At 74.0% G+C, this 20,738-nt stretch carries 17 protein-coding genes; 11 read left to right on the forward strand and 6 right to left on the reverse strand.

Annotated elements, in window-relative coordinates:
• Both ABEA77_RS03800 and ABEA77_RS03805 read right to left on the reverse strand, forming a co-directional pair.
• A complete protein-coding gene (locus ABEA77_RS03800; RefSeq protein WP_345641110.1) occupies nucleotides 1–1,293 on the reverse strand; it encodes an ABC transporter substrate-binding protein in 1,293 nt (430 codons plus the stop codon).
• Nucleotides 1,294–1,437: 144 nt separating this feature from the next.
• Nucleotides 1,438–3,564 carry a DUF8189 domain-containing protein gene (locus tag ABEA77_RS03805; RefSeq protein WP_345641113.1) on the reverse strand — a complete coding sequence of 709 codons (2,127 nt, stop codon included), beginning with the start codon at nucleotides 3,562–3,564 and terminating at the stop codon, nucleotides 1,438–1,440.
• A 1,048-nt stretch (nucleotides 3,565–4,612) separates the two neighbouring features.
• Here ABEA77_RS03805 and ABEA77_RS03810 point away from each other — a divergent pair.
• Both ABEA77_RS03810 and ABEA77_RS03815 read left to right on the forward strand, forming a co-directional pair.
• Nucleotides 4,613–5,617 (forward strand): glycoside hydrolase family 16 protein, encoded by a 1,005-nt coding sequence (locus ABEA77_RS03810; protein ID WP_345641116.1) that lies wholly within the window; start codon nucleotides 4,613–4,615, stop codon nucleotides 5,615–5,617.
• 206 nt (nucleotides 5,618–5,823) lie between these two features.
• Nucleotides 5,824–6,171 (forward strand): SH3 domain-containing protein, encoded by a 348-nt coding sequence (locus ABEA77_RS03815; RefSeq protein WP_345641119.1) that lies wholly within the window; start codon nucleotides 5,824–5,826, stop codon nucleotides 6,169–6,171.
• 995 nt (nucleotides 6,172–7,166) lie between these two features.
• Here ABEA77_RS03815 and ABEA77_RS03820 read toward each other — a convergent pair.
• On the reverse strand, nucleotides 7,167–8,300 hold the full coding sequence (locus ABEA77_RS03820; protein WP_345641122.1) for an FAD-dependent oxidoreductase: 1,134 nt from the start codon (nucleotides 8,298–8,300) through the stop codon (nucleotides 7,167–7,169).
• A gap of 165 nt (nucleotides 8,301–8,465) precedes the next feature.
• Here ABEA77_RS03820 and ABEA77_RS03825 point away from each other — a divergent pair, with 165 nt between their 5' ends.
• Nucleotides 8,466–9,074, forward strand: a complete 609-nt coding sequence (locus tag ABEA77_RS03825; RefSeq protein WP_345641125.1) for a TetR/AcrR family transcriptional regulator — start codon at nucleotides 8,466–8,468, stop codon at nucleotides 9,072–9,074.
• A 19-nt stretch (nucleotides 9,075–9,093) separates the two neighbouring features.
• On the opposite strand, the gene ABEA77_RS03830 is transcribed toward ABEA77_RS03825, so the two are convergent.
• A complete protein-coding gene (locus ABEA77_RS03830) occupies nucleotides 9,094–9,672 on the reverse strand; it encodes a helix-turn-helix transcriptional regulator (RefSeq protein ID WP_345641128.1) in 579 nt (192 codons plus the stop codon).
• A 48-nt stretch (nucleotides 9,673–9,720) separates the two neighbouring features.
• Entirely contained in the window at nucleotides 9,721–10,446 is a 726-nt protein-coding gene (locus tag ABEA77_RS03835) for a ribonuclease H family protein (protein WP_345641131.1), read from the reverse strand.
• Nucleotides 10,447–10,628: 182 nt separating this feature from the next.
• On the opposite strand from ABEA77_RS03835, the gene ABEA77_RS03840 reads away from it, so the two are divergent.
• The 5 genes from ABEA77_RS03840 to ABEA77_RS03860 all read left to right on the forward strand — a co-directional run bounded on the left by ABEA77_RS03840 (nucleotide 10,629) and on the right by ABEA77_RS03860 (nucleotide 16,444).
• Nucleotides 10,629–12,155 carry a type III PLP-dependent enzyme domain-containing protein gene (locus ABEA77_RS03840; protein WP_345641134.1) on the forward strand — a complete coding sequence of 509 codons (1,527 nt, stop codon included), beginning with the start codon at nucleotides 10,629–10,631 and terminating at the stop codon, nucleotides 12,153–12,155.
• The gene (locus ABEA77_RS03845; protein ID WP_345641137.1) at nucleotides 12,152–13,480 is read left to right on the forward strand and encodes a pyridoxal-phosphate dependent enzyme; all 1,329 of its coding nucleotides are present in this window, start codon (nucleotides 12,152–12,154) and stop codon (nucleotides 13,478–13,480) included. The genes ABEA77_RS03840 and ABEA77_RS03845 overlap by 4 nt, the downstream gene beginning before the upstream one ends.
• Nucleotides 13,481–13,528: 48 nt before the next feature.
• Entirely contained in the window at nucleotides 13,529–14,674 is a 1,146-nt protein-coding gene (locus ABEA77_RS03850) for an aminotransferase class V-fold PLP-dependent enzyme (protein WP_345641140.1), read from the forward strand.
• Between the two features lie 139 nt (nucleotides 14,675–14,813).
• On the forward strand, nucleotides 14,814–15,623 hold the full coding sequence (locus ABEA77_RS03855) for a class I SAM-dependent methyltransferase (RefSeq protein WP_345641143.1): 810 nt from the start codon (nucleotides 14,814–14,816) through the stop codon (nucleotides 15,621–15,623).
• Between the two features lie 2 nt (nucleotides 15,624–15,625).
• Nucleotides 15,626–16,444: a GNAT family N-acetyltransferase gene (locus ABEA77_RS03860; protein WP_345641146.1), complete on the forward strand. Its 819-nt coding sequence runs from the start codon at nucleotides 15,626–15,628 to the stop codon at nucleotides 16,442–16,444.
• Here ABEA77_RS03860 and ABEA77_RS03865 read toward each other — a convergent pair.
• Entirely contained in the window at nucleotides 16,419–17,576 is a 1,158-nt protein-coding gene (locus ABEA77_RS03865) for a sialidase family protein (RefSeq protein ID WP_345641148.1), read from the reverse strand. The genes ABEA77_RS03860 and ABEA77_RS03865 overlap by 26 nt on opposite strands.
• A gap of 245 nt (nucleotides 17,577–17,821) precedes the next feature.
• Between ABEA77_RS03865 and ABEA77_RS03870 the strand changes: the two genes are divergently transcribed.
• The 3 genes from ABEA77_RS03870 (at nucleotide 17,822) to ABEA77_RS03880 (ending at nucleotide 20,690) form a co-directional block, all read left to right on the forward strand.
• Nucleotides 17,822–18,415, forward strand: coding sequence for a hypothetical protein (locus ABEA77_RS03870; RefSeq protein ID WP_345641149.1), 594 nt, complete (start codon nucleotides 17,822–17,824; stop codon nucleotides 18,413–18,415).
• Nucleotides 18,416–18,557: 142 nt separating this feature from the next.
• Entirely contained in the window at nucleotides 18,558–19,157 is a 600-nt protein-coding gene (locus tag ABEA77_RS03875; RefSeq protein ID WP_345641152.1) for a class F sortase, read from the forward strand.
• Nucleotides 19,158–19,325: 168 nt separating this feature from the next.
• Nucleotides 19,326–20,690, forward strand: coding sequence for an NAD(P)/FAD-dependent oxidoreductase (locus ABEA77_RS03880; RefSeq protein ID WP_345641155.1), 1,365 nt, complete (start codon nucleotides 19,326–19,328; stop codon nucleotides 20,688–20,690).
• Nucleotides 20,691–20,738 lie beyond the last annotated feature (48 nt).

Consider the following 20,738-nt stretch of genomic DNA (forward strand, 5'->3'; position numbering starts at 1 on the left):
TCACCGGTTCCAGATCTTCTGGGCGTCGCGCTGCCAGGTGGTGAGGATGCTCCCGATGTCCTTGGGCTTGGACAGGAAGTGGGTGAGCGCGGTGTCGGCGGAGGGCTGGAGCGCGTCGCTTGAGTCGCGGTTGAAGAACTGGGTGATGTCGGAGGCGTTCTCGATGAGCGCGCGGCCCTTCTTCACCAGGGGCGTCCCGCTGTCCTCGGCCTTCGGGTTGACGGGTATCGCGGTGCCCGACGAGCCCTTGAGGTAGGTCTCCTGCGCCTCCGCGGTCGCCATGTAGCGCATGAGTTCCTTCACCTCGTCCTTGTGGCGGGTGCGGGCGCTCGCGAAGTACCCGTCGGTGGGGCCCTCTTCGGCAGGCGGGACCTTGGGGTCGATGATCGGGAAGCGGAAGAAGTCGATGTCGTCGAGGGCGTCCTTGGGAGCGGCGTCGGCGAAGAACGTGCCGATCAGCATCATGCCCGTGCGGCCCTGGAGGAGGGCGGTGGTGGCGTCCTGGAAGGCGAGGGCGGTGCCGTTGGGGTCGAAGTACGGCAGGGCCTCGCTCCACCGGTCGAAGACGCGGCGGACCTCGGGGTCGTCGAAGCGGTGCTTTCCTGCGAGCAGGTCGCGGTGGTATCGGGCGCCGTTGACGCGGATGTTGAGGTAGTCGAACCAGGAGGAGGCCACCCAGGTGGTGCCGTTGCCCGCGCCGAGGCCGATGGGGGCGATCTTCCTCGCCTTGAGCTTGTCGCACAGGTCGAGGAACTCGTCCCACGTCTTGGGCTCTCCGACGCCCCACTTGGCGAAGTTCGACTTTCGGTAGAACACACCCCACCAGTAGTAGGAGGCGGGCACGAAGACCTTCTTGCCCGCGGAGTCCGTGCAGAGCTTCTTCTGGGCGTCGGAGTAGGTGGCGAGGTCGCCGCTCGTCCACAGGTCGCTCACGTCGAGGAGCAGGTTCTGCTTGGCGTAGGAGTCGGCGACGGAGCCCGGGTACCAGGTGAGGACGTCCGGCGGGTTGGCGGAGGTGAGGTACGTCGGCAGCTGGGTGCGGAAGGTCTCGGAGGCGACGGTGTTGAGGGACGCCTTCGCGCCGCCGCGCCTGTCGAACGCGTCGACGAGCTTCTGCATCGCCGCCTTGGCCTGCGGCGAGGACAGGTTCGACTGGAGCGTCACCGGACCGCCCGAGGCGCCCTTGCCCGACGGGGAGCTGGTGGAGGTGACGCATCCGCTGAGCAGGGCGGCGGCTGAGGCCGCGCCCGCTCCGGCGAGGAACCGGCGGCGGCTTGGCGGTGTGGCGATCATGGGTGGACTCCTTTGGTACCCACGGACGGGGGCCCGCGCCCGCGGCCGCGGGCCCCTGCGTTCGGCTGGAACAGGCTGTCGGAACGGAGTGCCACCGTCAATATTAATTACGAATTTATTTTTCGACGGTGGCGGCGAATCAGGTCAGAGCATCGTTTCCCGGACGCGTCCCGCGACGGAGCGGTACACGGCGAGGACCTCTCCTCCGGGGCCCGCCGCGGTGCCGAGCGCCCCGTCGAGGGCGCCGCTGGGCCAGGCGGTGTTCTTCGACCAGTCGCTCCACGCGCCGCCGCCCGTGGCGGTGTAGGTGCGCTGCCAGAGCGTGTAGTCGGCCGCGCGCGCGTAGAGGCGCACGGAGTCGCCGGTGGCGACGAGGGCGGGGGCGCCGCCTACCGTGCCGCCGAGGGAGGTCCACGCGGACCAGGTGCCCGAGGCGTCCCGCACCCGCTCCCAGACGGCGTCGTCGTTGGTGCGCACCGCGACGTGGAGGCGGCCGGCGGAGTCGACGGCGGCCGCGGGGCGGCCGGTGACGGTCAGGCCCGTGGGGGCGCCCACGGAGTGCGTGCCGTCCTCGCCGAGGGAGAGCACTCCCCCGTCGGGCGCGGCGGCGAACAGCGTCCCGCCGCCGGACCCTCGGCGGACGGCGGACGGTGCGCTCGCGAGCCGGCCGCCGAGCCGCTGCCAGCGGCCCCAGCGGTGCCCGTCGTACGTCCTGCGGTAGGCGGCGTCGTCGGTGCCGCGCACGAACACGTCGATCCGCCCGCCGGCCGAGCCGTAGGCCGCGGGGGCGCCCTTGATCCGGCCCTGGGTCGGTCCTCCGAGGCCGGTGGCACCGGTACGCCAGGAGCCGTCCCGGCCCGACCGGACGCGCAGCGAGCCGTCCCGCCCGCGGGTGAAGGCCGTCAGGCGGGCGCCGTCCGCGACGAGCGCGGGGTCGTCGGCCGAGGTGGTGCCGAGCGGGGTGCCGGGCGCCGCGTCCGTGCCGGACAGCGTGAGGAAGGCGGTGCCGTGGGCGGGGACCGTCACGGTGTACGAGCCGGTGTGCGTGCCGCGGTCCGCGCGGGCCCGCAGGTCCCTGACGGCGACGTGGCCACCGAGCCCGGTGTCGGCGAAGGTCACCGTGCGGCGCTGCGCCGTGTCGGAGCGGTTGAGCAGGACGACGGCGCGCTTGCCCGTCCCGCTGAGGACCTTGCTGTAGGTGTCGCCGGTCGCGTCGGTGGCGACCCGTACACCCTGGATGTCCAGCGGGTCCTGGTCGACGGCGAGGATCTCGGGGTTGGTCAGCGCGGCGAGCATGGGCTTGGTCAGGGTGCGCGGGTCCGACCCGATGACCAGCGGGGACGCCATCTCGGCCCACATCACCAGCTGGGTGGTCGACTCCTCCTGGCTGAGCTCGTACGACCCGTCGGGCATCGTGCGCATGGGGATCAGGTAGTCGGGGTCGCCGTAGTGGCCGGGGCTCTGGGCCTCCGGGTGCTGGGCGTTGGCGTCCATGTTGCGCAGGACGTCGGCCCACTCCCCCGCGGTCGGGGTGCCGAAGGCGATGTCGGTGCCGGTGCGCCAGGACGTCGCGAGGCGCGGGCCGAACGCGTACGAGTTGTGGGCGTCCTGCGCAGGGGTGTGCGGCACGCCCCAGTCGTCGGTGAGCGGGTTGCAGAGGTTGAGCAGCATGGGACGGCCGGTGGCGGCGACCGCGGCGCTGAACTCGCCGAACGCCGTGGCCGGGTCGAGCTTCTCGGAGATGCCGCACAGGAAGTCGACCTTGACGGCGTCGACCTTCCAGTCGGCGAACTGCCGGGCGTCCTGCCGGTAGTGGCCGCGGCTGCCGAGCCCGCAGCTCTTGCCGCCGTCGTAGTCGCCCGCGTCGGTGTAGATGCCGACGCGCAGGCCGAGCCGGTGCAACCGGTCCACCAGGGCGGGGATCCCGGAGGGGAAGCGCTCGGGGTTGGCGACGAGCCGCCCCGAGGCGTCGCGCGGCGTGTCGGCCTGCCAGCCGCCGTCCAGCCAGACGATGTCGTAACCCGCTTTGCTCAGGCCGCTCTTGACGAGGTACCGCGCGACGCTCTCGACCTGCTGCTCGGTGGGGGCGCCGAGTCCGTAATACGTGTTCCAGCCCATGTACGGGGTGGCCGCCACGGCATGGGACCGGTGCGCGGCCCGCGGCGCGGCCGACACCTGGGCGGCGGGCGCGGTGACCGCGACGAGCGCGGCCGCACCGAGCACAGCGGCGAGCCGGCGGGCGCGGACCGTCCCTGCACGGGATGAAGTCATGGGTACCTTCCCGGGGTTGAGGCGGGTGGAATGGGGGTGGCTGGAGGCCCGCCGCACGGGGAGGGGCGAGCGGACCAGGAGAAGACTGTGTCCGCGCACGCACGGTGTCAATATTTATTCCTAATTTAATGAGAGTTGCCGGGTGGCAGGTGTCCGCGATGGACACATGGCTGCAGGGGTGTGCCGGTGTGCCGGTGTGCCGGTGTGCCGGTGTGACCAGGTCCGGCGACCTCGGCGTGCTCCCCGTCCAGGCGCCCATCCGGGCCCGCTCGACGAGCACCAGGACGGGCCCGGGGCCGCCGGGGCCGCCACGGTCCGGCGCCCGCGCGACGCCGGCCCCTGACCGGCGGGGCACGCGGCCTTCGGGGCCTTGGCCATGCCGTGTCGCGCGGCCCCAGGAGCCCCCGTCAGGGCGTGTCGCGCGGTGTCCGCCCGGGTGCGGCACGGCGCCGCGCGATGTGCGGTCGCAGGCCGAGCGCGCGGGTCGCGGCGCGGCACAGCGGGCGGAGCGGCCGGGCGTTCGGCGTACGCGGCGGGGTCGGCGCACCCGTCCGCGCGCGCGTCGACCGGGCCTGCCGGCGCAGCCGGTGTGCGGGGGCGACCAGCGCGCCGGTCACGTCGGCCACCGGGTAGAGCAGCGCGAACGCGACGGCGCCCGCGCCGGGCCGGTGTCACCGGCCCCGTGCGCACTGTCGCGGCCAGTTCGCGCAGCGGTTCGGCGGAGTGGAGCGGGTACCCCCGCTGCGCACGACCCTGGCGAGCCGGCCGGCGAGCGTCCCGGAGGAGGCGCCGGCACGGCCGTGCCCCGTCCACAGTCCGGTCAGCCGCTCCACGGCGGGCGGGCATACGCCGCTTCGATATCGGCGGGTGCCTTGACGGCGCTCCGGGGCGGGGGTAGACAACTCCCTGACTGAGAGAGCGCTCTCAGTCGGAGTCCCCGCCCTGCACGGTCCCCCACCCCGTCAGGAGAGGCGATGGAAGGAGTCTCCGGCAGCACACCGTGTATGGGCAGACCCCCACAACGGGCTCATACGGAACAGGAGAACCCATGGCCCCTGGAGACATTCCCAGGCCATCAACGCGCCGCCGCTCACGCGGGTCCAGGTTCCGCCGGACCCTCGTAGGGCTCTCGGTCGGCGCCCTGACCCTCGCCGGTCTCACGGTCACCGCGCAGCACGGCGCCGTGGCGGCGCCCGCCGACACGCGGGCCGCCGCGGCCGCGCCCGCGGACGTGCCCGCGCCGCCCGCGGGCTTCACCACCACCTGGAGCGACGACTTCAACGGCGCGGCGGGCAGCGGTCTCGACACCGGCACGTGGAAGTACGACACCGGTCCGGGCAGCAGCTTCGGCACCGGTGAGATCGAGACCATGACCGACTCGACCGACAACGTTTTCCTCGACGGCAACGGCCATCTCGTCCTGAAGGCGCTGCACTCCGGCAGCGACCCGGGGGCGGGCTGGACGTCGGGCCGGGTGGAGACACAGGACGACTCCTTCGGCGCACCGCCCGGCGGTGTCGTCATGATGCAGTCGTCGATCAAGCAGCCCGACGTGACGACGGACAACGGGGCAGGCTACTGGCCCGCGTTCTGGATGCTCGGGCAGCCGCTGCGCACGGGCACGACCTGGCCGACGTCCGGCGAGGTCGACATCCTGGAGGACGTCAACGGCCGCAGCTCGGTCTTCGGCACCCTCCACTGCGGGGTGAGCCCGGGCGGCCCGTGCAACGAGTCCAGCGGCATCGGAAGCGGCGAACACGCCTGCCCCGGCTGTCAGTCGGACTACCACACGTACGCGGTGCAGATCGACAGGTCGACGTCGCCCGAGCAGATCCGCTGGTACCTGGACGGGCAGAACTACTTCACGCTCGACTCGACGCAGGTCGACTCCGACACGTGGACGAAGGCGGTGGACCACCCCTTCTTCATCATCTACGACCTGGCGATGGGAGGGGGCTTCCCCGGCGCGTTCGGCGGCGGGCCCAACGCCAACACGGTGTCCGGCGGGCAGATGGACATCGACTACGTGGCCGTCTACAACAAGGCACCCTGACCAGGGGCGCCGCTCCGGCGGGCGTACCGCCCGCCCTGCCCCGGATCCCGCCCCGCGCGTCTGCGCCGGGCGGGATCCGCCGTGCGCGGGCGCGGCGCACCGGTCGGCGGGATGAACCGAACAGCCCCGTGGCGCGTCCAGAGGGGAGAGGCGGCCAGTGGCCGCGCTCACGACCGCGCACGACCAACGGGGAAGGAAACACCATCATGGGCATGAGGACCAGGGCCCTCGCCGCGACCGGCGTCGCCGTCGCCACCGCGGGGCTGCTCGCGACCGGGGCCGCGGCCGCCCAGGCAGCACCCGCGGGGCTGCCGTACGGGGTCACGCCGTACGAGAACGCCAACGTCCGCTCAGGACCGGCCACTTCGTACAGCATCACGGGACACGTCACCGCGGGCGAGCCGCGCGGCGCGTCCTGCTGGACGCACGGCCAGACCATCAAGGACAACGGCTACACCAACGACGTGTGGGTACGCCTCGCCGAGGGCTACGTCAGCGCGGTCTACCTGAAGGGCGACCGGTACGGCGGGCTCCCGGCCTACGCCACCTGCTGACCGCACCCGTGGTGCCGCCTGAGTGCGCGTACTCAGGCGGCCCGCGGACCGGCCGGCAGTCGGCCGCAAGGCATCCACCCTGGTCGAGCGGCACCGCGCGGGGCACCGACATCGCCTCGGGCGGTCTGCCTCCAACTCCTCGCCGCCGCGCTGCCGGCTCTGCTCGTCCCGGCGGCCCACCACGACCACGCCCGCACCCGGCCGCACCTCCGAGCCCCGGCTGCTCCCCGTGCTACAGCGGCAGCGGCCGACGCTGCTGAGGCGCCGTGAGATCATCGGCGAGAGGCCCGTCGCGTGTTCGCGACGAGGGGGGTAGGGCTGCTGTCCGGGGCGCATCACGCGGCCGGGCCGGAGGCGTTCGGACGGGCGGGCAGCGTACGCCCCCGCCGGGCCTGCGGGGACAGGGCCATGACCGCCGGTGACAGCAGCGTGCCCGCGGCTGTGGCCAGGAGGCCGGTACGCGTCCGGACACCAGCGCTCCGTGCCCGGGACGGCCCGGCAGGCGGGCTGCCGGCACCGTGCCGACGAGCGCGCGCCGCCCGCCCGCGGCCAGTACCGGTCAGGCGTCGGTCCCCGACAGACGCAGGTCGCGGGGCGGGAACGGGAGATGGACGGTCGTCAGAGCCGAGGAGAAGAACGGGAAGGCGGCGGACGCGAGGGCACAGGACGCGCAGCGATGTGCCACCGGCGACGAAGCGCGGACTCTCGTGGATCCGCCTGCCGGCCCGAGAAGGGTGCTCCCGGCACCCCGAGAGGGGCTCGCTGCGACCGGTCCCTCGAATCGACAGGACCGACAGCGCGGAGGACACCGCGCGGAACGCGGCGGCAGCCGGGGCAGACACCAGGGACACCAGTGCGCCACTGGGCACGGGGCCGCCGCTCTGCGCGGCGGAGCGACTGGCCTCCGGTGCGCCTGCGCCGGGACACCCGCTGGGGGCGGCGCCACGGGGCCGGGGTCCGGCGGCCGGGACCGGCGTCCGACCGGCGCGCAGGGATCAGTGGCGGTCGGCTTCGGGGACATGCGGTTCGTCGGAGAGCAGGTCTGCGGCTCGCCCGTCGAGCGCGTGCTGCATGTCGGCGGACCGGGGCAGCATGGTCTTCTCGTAGGCGAGCAGGGCGTCGTCGACGGTGTCGTGATGCGCGAGGGCGAGGGCGAGTTCGGCAGCGTCGAGCATGGCCAGGTTGACGCCGACGCCGAGTGGCGGCATGAGGTGGGCGGCATCGCCGAGGAGGGTGGCGGTGGGGCTGTGTTCCCAGACGTGCGGGACGGGCAGCGCGTAGAGAGGGCGGTCGATGTAGCCGCCTTCGTTGTCGCTGAGCATCCGCCGCAGGCGGGGTGACCAGCCTCGGTACCGGTCAAGGAGGACGCCGCGGATGCCCTCGGTGTCGTCGGCCGCCAGGCCCTGGACGGTGATCCAGTCGGCGGGGACGCGCTGGATGAGGTAGACGCGGATGTGGTCCCCTCCGTTGCGCTGGGCGAACAGCCCGTGCTCGCCGTCGGCGGCGGCGGCGCTGCCCTGGCCCACGAGGCCGGCGATGTCGGGGTGCCGCTTGTCGACGTCGTGGAACCACGCCTCCAGGAAGCTGATCCCCGTGTACTGCGGGGTCGCGCCGGAGAGGGCGCGCCGCACCCGCGACCAGGCTCCGTCGGCCCCGACGACGAGGTCGGCCTCAGCGCTCGTGCCGTCGGCGAAGCGCAGGCGGCGGGGTCCCTCGGTGGGCCCTTCGACGGCGCGCAGGGTGCGGCCCCAGCGCACCGTCCCCGGCCTGAGGGAGTTCAGGAGGAGGTCGCGCAGCTGTCCGCGGTCGATCTCGGGCTTCAGGCGCTCCCCGTCCTCGGGGACGTGGTGGAACATGACGGCGCCTGTCGCATGGTGCAGTTGGCGCATCTCCTGTCCTTCCGGTCGGGAGACGCGCAAGAACTCGTCCAGCAGCCCCGCTTCGCGCAGGGCGATCTGGCCGTTGTCCTCGTGCAGGTCGAGGGTGCCGCCCTGGTTGCGGGCGTCCGGGCCGGTCTCGTGGTCGTAGACGGCGACGGGGATGCCGTGCCGCTGGAGGATGCGGGCGCAGGTCAGGCCGCCGGGGCCGGCTCCGACGACGGCGATGCGCGGGGTGGGTGCGGGGTTCATGGTGGTGCTCCGTTCGTGTCGCGGCGCGTCGCGGTGCCGTCGCACCGGTCGCGGGGAGGGGGCCGGGCAGCGCCTCGCGGCCTCCTCACCAGAAAAGCAGACTCGATCCATAAGTGCAACAACTCAACTTTTTTATCGAGTCAACCATTGCGGTAGGGTACCCCCATGCCCGACAACACGCACCGAGGCGGTACGGCGCCCGCGCCCGTGGGACGCCGTGAGCGCAAGAAGGCCGCCACCCGCCAGGCGATCGCCGACGCCGCACTGCGCCTGTTCCTTGAGCGCGGCTACGACGACGTCGGCATCCGGGAGATCGCGGATGCCGCCGACGTCTCCACCACCACGCTGTTCAAGCACTTTCCCGTCAAGGAGGCACTCGTCTTCGACGAGGAGGCCGATCTGGAGGCCGGCCTGCTCGCCGCCGTGCGCGACCGGCCGCCGGGCCGGTCGGTGCCGAACGCCCTGCGCGAGCACGCCCTGCGCTGCCGCAGGGCGGATCCTGACGGCGATCCCCGCTTCGCGGCCTTCCTCGAACTGGTCGACAGTACGCCCGCCCTGCGCGAGTACCACCAGGCCATGTGGCTGCGCCACACCACCGCGCTCGCCCGGGTCATCGCCGAGGAGAGCGGTCGCCCCGCCGACGACGCCGCCTGCGCCGCCCTGGCCCACTTCGCCCTCGAAGCACCCCACGCCGCCCGTGCCCGCGGTGATCGCCGGCAGGTGATCGACCGCGCCTTCGACCTGCTCGACGGCGGCTGGCGCAGCCTCGCCTGACGCGCTTCGAGAGGACGGATCAGTAGTCGAGTTCCAGGTAGTCGATGTCGGTGAACCCGACCAGGAGGCCGTCGGCCCGGCGGCCGTTGTGCCGGAAGCAGACCTCCTGGAGGCCCTCCGCGGCGATGTCCCGGAGCTGCTGCTCTGGCGGGCGGGAGGCCTGCCGCGCCGCGCCAGGCGCGGGAATCGAACGCGTCCCAGGGGAGCACCGCGAGCTGGACGCTGCGGCGTCGGCCGCCCTCCGCCGGCCGGCAGACGCGGACCCAGGGGCCGAAGCCGCGCCGGGTGAGCCGCCAGCCGGCGCGGCCGAGCGCCTTGACCGCGGGACGGGACTCGGGCAGGCGCAGGGCGGCCAGGTCCGCGAGCTCGGCGGGCAGGCCGCCGAAGCGGGCCGCCGCGGGCGCGGTGAGCACCAGGAGCGCGGCTCCGTCCTGCCGTTCTCCCAGGACATCACCGTGGTCCGCCGGACCCGCAGCGCCTTCGCCACCTGCTCCTGGCTGAGGCCGTGCGCCTCGCGGAGCCGTTTGCGCCCGGCCGGGGGCGGGAGCGGGGCGTGGTCCTCGATCAGGGCGTCGACCACGTCGAACAGCTCCGGCATTGCCACCTCCGCGTACCGCTTGCTCCTCTGCCCCTGAGCCCTAGCCGGTCAGGCGGTCGCGGTACGGCAGGCCGGGTGCCCCCAGCCGTCGTCGTTCTTCGCGATCTCCTCGCCCGCCGCGTAGGAGCGGCCGCAGCGGCAGCGGCCGGGGAACTTGGCCTTGAGGGTGCGGCCGGCCGCCGACCCGGTGCGCTTGCGGGGCGCGGCCCCCTGGCCCATGCCGGTGCCCGTACGGCGTGCGCGGCCGGCGGCGGCCGAGCCCTCGCCCGTCGCGCTCGGCGGCGGGGCGTCGGAGCCGTATGCGCTGCCCGCGGCCTCCTGCCGCTGGGCGACCATGCTGGCCGCGCGGTCGGCGAAGTCGTTGAGCGGGTCGCCGCCGACCTGGTGGGCCGGCACATAGCGGAACTCGACGGGGCGGCCCGTCAGGAGGTCGTCGATGCGCTGGACGAGTTCCCGGTTGGCGACGGGCTTGCCCGCCGCCGTCTTCCAGCCCTTGCGCTTCCAGCCGGGCAGCCACTCGGTGACGGCCTTCATGGCGTACTGGGAGTCCATCCGGACCTCCAGCGGCACGGCGGGGTCCGTGGCGGTCAACAGCTGTTCGAGAGCGGTCAGTTCCGCGACGTTGTTCGTGGCGGTGCCGAGCGGCCCCGCCTCCCAGCGCTCCGGCCTGCCCTCGGCGTCGGCCACGACCCAGCCCCACGCCGCCGGTCCGGGATTGCCCTTCGATGCCCCGTCGCACGCGGCGACCACACGTTCCACCATGCCTCCGATCATGCCAGCTCCCGAGCGCCTCCCGGGCCGGGCCCGAGGCGCGTCCCCAGTGCGGTCCCCGCCTCAACCAGGGCGAATGATTACGGTTTTCATTGCATGAAGGCATGGCGCGCTGGAAAGGCTGCATCGGGCACACAGCCGATCACGAGTGGTGAACAGCCGCTCCGCTAGGAGGTCAGGACGCCGTGGGGGGCCCGCAGAACCAGCCGAATCCGCTCTGTCTGCGGCCGGCGCTCGCACCGCGCGCCGCGTCGCTGACCCGGGCGGCGCCGTTCCTGCACACGCTCGCCGACGGGCTCGGCACGCCGCTGAACGCCGTGCTGCCCGAGCAGATCGCCGAGAACGCGGCGCGCTTCGAGGCCGTGCTGCGCCGGCACCGGCTCGGGGGCGGGGTCTTCTTCGCCCACAAGGCGTCCGCGTCGAGCGCGCTGCTGCGGCGGCTCGCGGCGACCGGCTCGTCGGTGGACGTGGCGTCGGTCGAGGAGTTGCAGCACGCGCTGGCCTGCGGCTTCACCGCCGACCGTATCGCGGCGACCGGGCCGAAGGATCCCGCGTTCCGGTGGCTCGGGGCCCGCGTCGGCGTGACATTCCACGTCGACGGCCAGGAGGAGCTCGAAGCGCTGGCCGCCCTCGTACGGGCCCACGCCCTGCGGCCGGTGCGGGTGCTGCTGCGCCTTTCCGGGTTCCCTTCCTCCGGGGTGAGACGGCTGACCCGGCGCAGCAGATTCGGCACACCGGTGGCCGGGCTGCCGGTGCTGCTGGACGCGCTGGAGCGCTGCGGGAACGCCGTGGAGCTGCTGGGGGTCGGCTACCACCTGGACACCGTCAGCCTCGACGAGAAGGCCCTCGCGCTGGAGGGCTGCGTGAAGGCCATGGACGCCTGCCGGGCGCGGGGGCTGCGGCCCCGGGTGGTCGACATCGGCGGCGGGTTCGGCGTCAGCTATCTGGCCGAGGCCGGGCAGTGGGAGGCGTACACGACGGAGCTGATCCGCGCGGTGCTGGCCGACCGGCCGCCGCTGACCTGGGGGAACCACGGGTACGGCCTGCGCAACGAGGGCGGCACCCTGGCCGGCGGCCTCGCCCTGTACCCCGGGTACCGCGAGGTGGCGGGTCCCGCGTACCTGGACGAGCTGCTCTCGATGCGGGCGCCCTCGCTCGGCCGGACGCTGTCGACCCTGCTCCTCGAGAACCTCTACGACGTGTACGCCGAGCCGGGCCGCGCCCTCGCGGACCAGTGCGGTGTGACGCTGGCGCGGGTGCTCGAAGTGCGGCGCTGGGACACCGCGCAGGACGGCGGCGCCTGGGCCGTACGGCTCGATCTCAACGCGGGCGACTGCCCGTTGGAGGACCACGGCATCCTGGTGGACCCGCTGCTCGTGCCGCGCGGCGACGCCGGCGAGGGGGCGCGGGAGCCGGTCGGGGCCTATCTCTTCGGCAATCTGTGTCTGGAGTCCGACCTGATCACGAAGCGCCTGGTGACCCTGCCCGGGCTGCCCTCCCCCGGTGACTTGCTGTGCTTCGCCAACACCGCCGCGTACTGCATGGACTTCGGCGCACACGAGGCCCAACGGCGGCCCAGGGCACGGAAGGTGGCCGTGGAAGAGGACGGAGGCGCCTGGCGGTGGCGCCTCGACACCCACTACTGGCCGTCCGAGGCCGCCGCCCCGGCCCACGGCGGCGGATCCGACCCGCGGGAAGAGGCGAGGGCATGAGATACGACAGCGTCACGGACATCATCGGCGACACACCGCTGCTGCGCATCGACCCGGCCGTGCACGGTCTCGCCTCGGTCGACCTGTACGCGAAGCTCGAACTGTTCAACCCCTTCGGATCGGTGAAGGACCGGGCCGCCTGGAACATGGCGCGTCCCGGGCTGCCCGACGCGGTGGAGCGCGGCAGCACGCTGGTGGAGCTGTCCAGCGGCAACACCGCCAAGGCGCTGGCGCTGATCGCCGGCATGCACGGCCTCGGCTTCAAGAGCGTCACCAACCGGATGAAGGTGCCGGAGATCAAGGAGCTGCTCCTCCTCCTCGGCGCGGAGATCGAGGAGCTGCCGGGGCGCAGCGAGTGCCTGGACCCCACCGACACCGAGGACCCGCTGACCCGCTTCCACCAGGAGTTGTCCGAGCCCGGCAGCGCCTATCTGCACACGGACCAGTACTTCAACGCGCGCAACGCGGACGCGCACGCGGCGGGCACGGGCCCGGAGATCGTGCGCGACCTGGACGGGCGCGCACCGGACTTCTTCGTCGCGTGCGTGGGGACCGCGGGCTCGTCGACCGGGGTGGCGCGGGTGCTGCGCGCGCACAACCCGGAGGTCGAGGTGGTGGGCCTGGTCGCGCACAAGTCGGACTTCGTGCCGGGTATCCGGACCATCGACGAGGTGCAGGAGGTGGGGCTGTTCGACCCCGGCGCGTACGGGCGCATCGACGCGGTGACCTCGGGCGAGGCCATCGAGGGGATGCTCACGCTGGCCCGCAGGTGCGGGGTGCTTTCCGGGCCCACAGGCGGCGCGGCGTACTTCGGCGCGGTGCGCCATCTGCGCCCCTACGACGCCGAGTTGACGGCTTCCGGGCGGCGCGCCACGGCGGTGTTCATCGTGTGCGACCGGATCGAGAGCTATCTGGGGTACGTGCGCAAGCGGCGGCCCGACCTGTTCGGCGCCGAGGCGCGGGGCGCGTCGGTGGCCGCGCTCTCCGAGGACGAGGTGGCGAAGGCGGTGTCGCTCGACGTGGCGGAGGCGCGGCGGTGGATCGCGGCGGAGGACCCGCTCGTGGTGGACCTGCGCAGCCCGTTCGCCTACGCGGCGCTCCACATCGAGGGCTCCGTCAACATCGTGGACGAGCTGTTCGAGGAACTGGTGCGGGACGGGCTGCCGTTCAGCAAGAGCCGCCCGGTGCTGCTGGCATGTCCCGTGGGCGAGCGGTCCGCCGGGTTCGCGGCGCTGCTGACGCGGCTCGGCCATCCGGACGTGCGCAGCCTCGCGGGCGGGATCGTCGCCTGGCGGGACGGCGGCGGCGAACTGGTCAGAGAGTGACGTGCGGTGGGCCCCTTTCCCGAACATCTGCGGGCGTGGCAGGAGCCGTTGCGGGCGCAGTTCCCGATCATCACGGCGCACCCCGGCCTCGCCTATCTGGACAGCGCCGCCACTGCACAGAAGCCCGCCGCTGTGCTGGAGGCGGCCAGGGCGTACGTGACGGAGTCCAACGCCAACGCGGGCCGGGGCACGTACCCGTGGGCGAACGCGACGACGGCGATGGTGGAGCGGGTGCGTGAGCGGGTGAAGTCGTTCCTCGGCGATCCGGTGCCCGAGCGGTCGCGGGTGCACTTCACCAGCGGCACGAGCGAGGGGCTGCGGGCGGTCGCGCTGGACTGGCTGCCGCGGTTCCTCACGGACGGCGACGAGATCGTGGTGCCGTTCGGCGACCACGAGGCCAACGCGATGCCGTGGCTGGAGGCGCGGGACCTGCTGGCCCGGCAGGGGGTGCGGATCGCGGTGCGGGAGATGCCGTACCAGGCGGGGTCGCGGGACTACGACACCGAGGCGCTGGCGGGGCTCGCCGGCCCGCGCACCCGGTTCGTGGCGGCGACGCACGTGCACCACGTGTACGGCGGCGACATGAACGTGCACCGGATCCGCCGGGCGGTGGGTCCCGACGCGGTGATCTGCCTGGACGCGGCGCAGAGCGTGGGTCACGTGCCGGTGGACCTGGCCGCGCTCGACGTGGACTTCGCGGTCTTCTCCGGGCACAAGGCGCTGGCGCTGCCCGGCACGGGCGCGGTGTGGTCGCGGGGGCTGCGCGGCCCCGCGTTCGAGCCGGGCGGTTGGGCCGGGACACCGAACACGGTGGGCATCGCGAGTCTGGAGGCGGCCCTCGACTGGCTGGACGCCGCGGGAGTGGAGCGGATCGAGGAGTGGACGGTGGGTCTCGCGGCGCGGCTGACGGACGGCCTCGACCGGATGCGGCCGTACGAGGTGCTGGGCTGCGCGCTCAGCCTCGCGGCGGACAGCCAGGTACAGCGGCGGCGCGCCCTGGTGACGCTGCGTCACGACCGGATCGACGCGGCGGACCTGGGCTTCATCCTCTACAGCCACGGCTTCATGGTCCGCTCGGACGGGCACTGCCAGGCGCGGGACGGTGAGCCGCGCGCCTCGGTCCGGGTGAGCCTGCACGTGTACAACACGCCGGAGGAGATCGACCGGCTCCTCGCGGTCCTTGACACACTGTGAGTTCCCCGGCCGGGCGCGCGGGGTGCCCGCGCGCGGGGGCCCGCCGCGGAGGCCAATGCAGATGAAAACCGTTTTCGAGTGTAGATTTCTGTCACCTCCCCGGGACGCGGGATTCGAGAACGAGAGGTGACCGAGCGCGATGGGCCTGAGCACGACCACGGCGGCGCGGTGGGTGGAGCGCTGGGAGCGGCAGCAACAGCGGTACGCCATCGACCGCGAGGAGCGGTTCACGGTGGTAGCGGACGTGGTCGAGCACGTGGCAGCGGGCCGGCGGCGCCCCGTGGTGGTGGACCTGGGCTGCGGTCCCGGGTCGCTCGCGGTGCGGCTCGCCCGGCGGCTGCCGCGGGCGCGGATCGTCGCCGTGGACATGGACCCGGTGCTGCTCGAACTGGCGCGCGCCCACGCGCGTTTTGCGGCTGCGGCGGGCCGGGTGCGGTACGTGGAGGCGGAGATCGGCGCCGCGCACTGGACGTCGGCGCTCGGCATCGAGGGGCCGCTCGACGCGGCCGTCTCCACGACGGCGCTGCACTACCTGCCGGGCCACCGGCTCCAGCGCGTCTACACGCAGCTCGCCGGGATACTGCGGCCCGGCGGTGTCCTGGTCAACGCCGACCACCTGGTGCCGGAGGACGCCGCCGACATCGCCGTGCACGTCGGGCGCAGGCGGGCGCGGCGGCAGCGGGCGTTCGCCCACGAGGACTGGGAGTCCTGGTGGGCGGCGGCCGAGCGGGACCCGGAGCTGACCGACCTGTTCGCGGAGCGCAGGCGGCGCCACGGCGCGCCGGCCGCGGGCGGCCACGCCGAGAGCCGGCGCGCGGACGGCCGCAGCGCGGGCAACAACGGCCTGACGCTCAACCGGCACGCGGCGATGCTGCGGGCCGCGGGCTTCGCGCAGGCGGGCCCGGTGTGGCAGGTCGGCAACAGCTGCGTGCTGGTGGCGGTGCGCTGACAGTGCGGATCGAGGCCAACCCGTACGCCTACCTGAGCCACCACGGCGCGTCCCCGCTGGTGCGTCTCGATGTGGCGGCGGACTGCTGGTCGGTGAGCGCCGACACCGACGCGCGCCCCTTCAACACGGTCTTCGCGCCCGACTTCGCACCGGAGGGGCTCGCGGAGCGCGTGCGGGACGTCCGTCGCGGGGCGGCGGTGCCCGGCCGGGCCCAGGACTGGTGGATCGGCCCCTCGGCCCGCCCGTCCGGGCTCGCCGCATGCCTCGCGGCGCTGGGGTTCCGCGCGCTGGCTCCGGTGCGGATGATGGCGGCGCCGCTGGCCGGGGAGGAGCGGGGGGCCCACCCGGCCGCCGCGGCCGAGGCCCGGCCGGTGCGCTCGGCGGACGCCCTCGCGGACTTCACGGCCGTGCACGGCGCTGCGTACGGCACCCGGCCGGCCGCCGCCCGGTTCTTCCACCGCGCCCTCGCGTCGCTGTCCCTCGCCGAGGACGCGCCGATGCAGCACGTGGTGGTGCGCTCGGCGGGCGCGCCGGTCGCCGTGGCGTCGGTGTTCCTGCATGACGGAGTGGCGGGTCTGTACAACGTGGCGACCGTACCGGGCGCGCGGGGCCGGGGCTTCGGCACGGCGGCTGCGCGGGCCGCGCTTGCGGCAGCGCGCGAGCGGGGCGCGCCGCGCGCGGTCCTCGGCGCCGAGCCGGGGGCGGCCGGGATGTACCGGGCCCTCGGCTTCGAGGACGCGGGCCTGCTGCACCGCATGCGGTATGTGCCGCCCGTCCGAGGCGCGCCCGGGCGGCTCAGGCGGGCAGCGGGCGGTAGGTGATGGTCTCCCGCGAGTCGGCCGTGCCGGTCTCGTAGAGCAGGCCGACCTCGGAGGGGGTGAGCTGCACCAGGTCGGAGTAGCCCGCGGGATCCTCGGAGACGGTCCACAGCGGCCGCCAGGTCCTGCCGCCGTCCGGGCTGGTGCGGACCTGCATGCGGCGCCTGGACGCGGGGTCGGCGGGCCCGGAGAACAGCAGGCGCCCGTCGTCGGCGCGCAGCACGCTGCCCTGCACCTGGGGTCCCGCCAGGTCGGGCTGCGCGGTGAACGGCGCGGCGAGGCTCCGGCCGCCGTCCGTGCTGTACGCGCTGTCGCGGGCGGTGGCGCCGCCGCCCATGTCGCGGGCGTTGACGTAGACGGTGCCGTCGGCGAGTTCGGTGAGGGTGCTCTCGTTGACGGTGCCGGGCTCGTCGGCGACGTAGCCGATGTGCCAGGTCGCGCCGCTGTCGTCGCTGTAGAGGGCGTGGCCGCCGCTGCTGCCGCCGGAGGCGAGCGAGTGGTTGGCGGGCACGAGGAGCCGGCCGGGGCGCGGGCCGCCGCGCAGCGCCACGGCGTGGCCCGGCCCTGTGGCGTACCAGTTCCAGCCGGGGCGCTTGACGTCCGCGGTGATGTCGCGGCGCGGCGACCAGGTGGCCCCGTCGTCGGTGGAGCGCTGGACGTAGACGCGCCGGGCGGCGGGGCTGACCGCGCCGTCGACGATCTCCTGCTCGGTGGCGCCGCCGACCGTGCCGCAGGACAGCAGCACGACGTCTCCGGTGGCGGGGTCGACGACCGGCGCGGGGTTGCCCGCGGTGCCGCCGCCCGCGTCGGCGACGACCTGGAGCGGCGCCCAGGTGCAGCCGCCGTCGGTGGAGCGGCGCAGGACGATGTCGATGTCGCCGTCGTCCGCCGCCGAGTCGCGGCGGCCCTCGGCGAAGGCGAGGAGGGTGCCGCCGGGGGCGGCGACGGCGGCCGGGATGCGGAAGGTGTGGTAGCCCGAGGTGCCTGAGCGGTACGGCACGCTGGGGCCGCAGGAGCCGTCCGCGGCGCGTGCGGCGGGGGCGGCGGCGAGCGGGGCGAGGCCGCCCGCAACGAGCGGCATCAGCAGGGCGAGGGAGTGGGAGAGGGCGGCGCGACGACGGAGCTGGCGTTTCATCGTGTCCCTTGGGGTCGCCGGCCCGGCCTGCCGGGCCGGGGCAGCCGGTCCGCAGCGACCCTAGCCCGTCGCAGGGCCGGTCGGGGTGAGCGCCACGAGCGCGCTCGCGGGGGCGGCGGCTGGGCCGTCCGGGTGAGATGTCGCACCCCCTCAGAGTTTCTTCATATTTTCGTTCCGCGACCATGACATCTAGTGGGGCGTTCGGCCGATCCGTATGACAATCACACGGCTTGAAGGAGCCTCGCATGTCCCTCTCGGCATCTCCCCGCCTTCGTCGTCCCCGCACGGGGGCAGTGGCCCTGGCCGCCGCGGCCCTCACCGGCACGACCCTGCTGTGTGCCTCCGCCGCCGTCGCCGCCCCCGGCGACAGCGGCGACCTCAAGGTCCACCCGGCCGGTGTCCCCGCGTCGAACACCAGCGACGCCCCGCAGGTCTGCTCGTTCACCCTGGCCGGGACCAACTTCCAGACGCTCACCTCCCTGACGTGGACCGTCACCCCGCTGCCCAAGGTCCCCAACAAGCCGACCCTCACGGGGCAGCTGACGCTCAAGCAGGGCAAGGGCGCCACCGGCACGCTGTCGCTGCCGAACGGCACGTACACGCTCGCCTGGACCTTCCCCGGCGGTGTCCCCAAGCAGAAGAAGTTCGAGGTCAACTGCGGGGCCTCGGACAACAAGCCGCACGGCGCGGTGCACGCGGGCGGCGGCGGTGTGCCCCCGACCGCCGGCGGCGACGGCGGCTCGTCCGTCGCCGCGCCGCTGCTCGTCTCGGGCGCCGTCGCGACCGCGGGACTGGTCTTCGTGCGCAGGGCCCGCCGTCGCGTCCATGGCGTCGCGTAACGCGCCGAGGCCCGGTCCCCGACCGCACCCGCAACCCCGCCCACGCCCCAGGCCGGTGGCCCACCGGCCACCGCCGCCCCGCCGCCGCCGTCGTCGCCGCCGCGGCCCGAGCCGCGCCGTCCGCCTCACGCTCACCCTGAGCGTGACGGCCACGCTGCTGTTCGGTGTGGTGCGGGCGTGCGGCGGGCCCGACGACGGCTCCCAGGTCGCCGTCGCCGCGTCCGACGGGGCCGGCGGCGGGGCGGGGCGGCCGGCCCCTGTCGCGTCCCACGCGCCTCTGCCGGCCTCCCCGCCGGTGAAGCTCGCCATCCCCCGCATCGTGATCGAGGCGCCGGTGATGCGGCTGCGGCTCGACGCCCACGGCAGGCTCGGCACCCCTCCGATGAGCCGGCCCCACCTGGTCGGCTGGTACGCCGGGGGCCCGTCCCCCGGTGAGCAGGGGACATCCGTCATCGTGGGCCACCGCGACACGAGGACGGGGCCCGCCATCTTCCTCAACCTGGGCGTCCTCCACCCGGGTGACGCGGTGAAGGTCACCCGGCAGGACCGCAGGACCGCGGTGTTCACCGTCGACGCGGTGCACACCTACGGCCGCGGCGGCTTCCCCGACAAGAAGGTGTACGGGGACACCGGGCGGCCCGAACTGCGACTGCTCACCTGCGGCGGGCAGTTCGACCGCGCGAAGGGCTACTCCGCCAACGTGGTCGTCTTCGCGCACCTCACCTCGGTGACCGGCGCCTGACCGGGCCGGGGGCGCGCCCTCGCCGGCGCCGCCCCCGGCCCGCAGCGCTCTCCCGGGCGCCTCCACTGCGTGGCGCCGCGGGAAAAGCGTCGCGAAGATGGGGGTGATGGACCGGGATCAGGGGGCAGTCGAGTGACGACCGCGCAGTACCGAGAAGGGACCGACACCGTGGCACGACCGAAGATCCTCGTGGTGGGCGCCGGCTTCGCCGGTGTCGAGTGCGTACGCCGTCTCGAACGCAGCCTCGCCCCGGGCGAGGCGGACGTCGCCCTCGTCGCCCCCTTCTCCTACCAGCTCTACCTGCCCCTGCTCCCCCAGGTCGCCTCCGGCGTGCTCACCCCCCAGTCGGTCGCCGTGTCGCTGCGCCGCAGCAGCAGGCACCGCACCCGGATCATCCCCGGCGGCGCCATCGGCGTGGACCACGAGGCGAAGGTCTGCGTCGTCCGCAAGATCACCGGCGAGACCGTCAACGAGCCGTACGACTACCTGGTCCTCACGCCCGGCAGCATCACCAGGACCTTCGACATCCCCGGCCTGGTGGAGCACGCGCGCGGCATGAAGACGCTGGCCGAGGCCGCGTACATCCGCGACCACGTCATCGCTCAGCTGGACCTCGCGGATGCCAGCCAGGACGAGGCGGAGCGTGCCTCGCGGCTCCAGTTCGTGGTGGTCGGCGGCGGTTACGCGGGCACCGAGACGGCCGCGTGCCTCCAGCGCCTGACGACGAACGCGGCGCGGCGCTATCCGCGCCTGGACCCGAAACTCATCAAGTGGCACCTCATCGACATCGCGCCGAGGCTCATGCCGGAGCTGGGCGACAAGCTCGGCCGCAGCGCACTGGAGATCCTGCGCGGGCGCGGCATCGAGGTGTCGCTCGGGGTGTCCGTCGCCAAGGCCGCCCCCGAGGAGGTCACGTTCACCGACGGGCGCGTGGTGCCCTCGAGGACCCTGATCTGGACGGCGGGTGTGGCGGCCAGCCCGCTGATGGCGACGCTCGGCACCGAGACCGTCAAGGGCCGCCTCGTGGTGACCCCGGAGATGACGGTGCCCGGTATCGACGGGGTGTTCGCGCTGGGCGACGCGGCCGCCGTGCCCGACCTCGCCGCGGGCGACGGCGCCGTCTGCCCGCCGACCGCGCAGCACGCGACGCGCCAGGGACGCAAGGTTGCCGCGAACATCGTCGCGTCGCTGCGGCGCGAGCCGCTGCGCCCCTACGAGCACAGGGACCTCGGCCTGGTCGTGGACCTCGGCGGCCGCGACGCCGTCTCGAAGCCGCTCGGCATCGAGCTGCGCGGCATGCCGGCCCAGGCGGTGGCGCGCGGCTACCACTGGCAGGCGCTGCGCACCAATGTCGCCAGGACGCGCGTGTTCACCAACTGGATGCTCAACGCGGTGGCCGGCGACGACTTCGTCCGTACGGGCTTCCAGTCGCAGAAGCGCGCCACCCTCCGCGACTTCGAGTACACCGACTCGTACCTCTCACCCGAGCAGGTGCGCGAACACGTCAGGGGTGAAACGGCGCTGAGGGGGTAGGCGGGCGGAGGCCGACGCGCGCGCGCCGGCGTTCCGAGGGGAAGGGGA

It is taken from the genome of Streptomyces tremellae, assembly GCF_039540215.1.
Lineage (GTDB): Bacteria > Actinomycetota > Actinomycetes > Streptomycetales > Streptomycetaceae > Streptomyces > Streptomyces tremellae.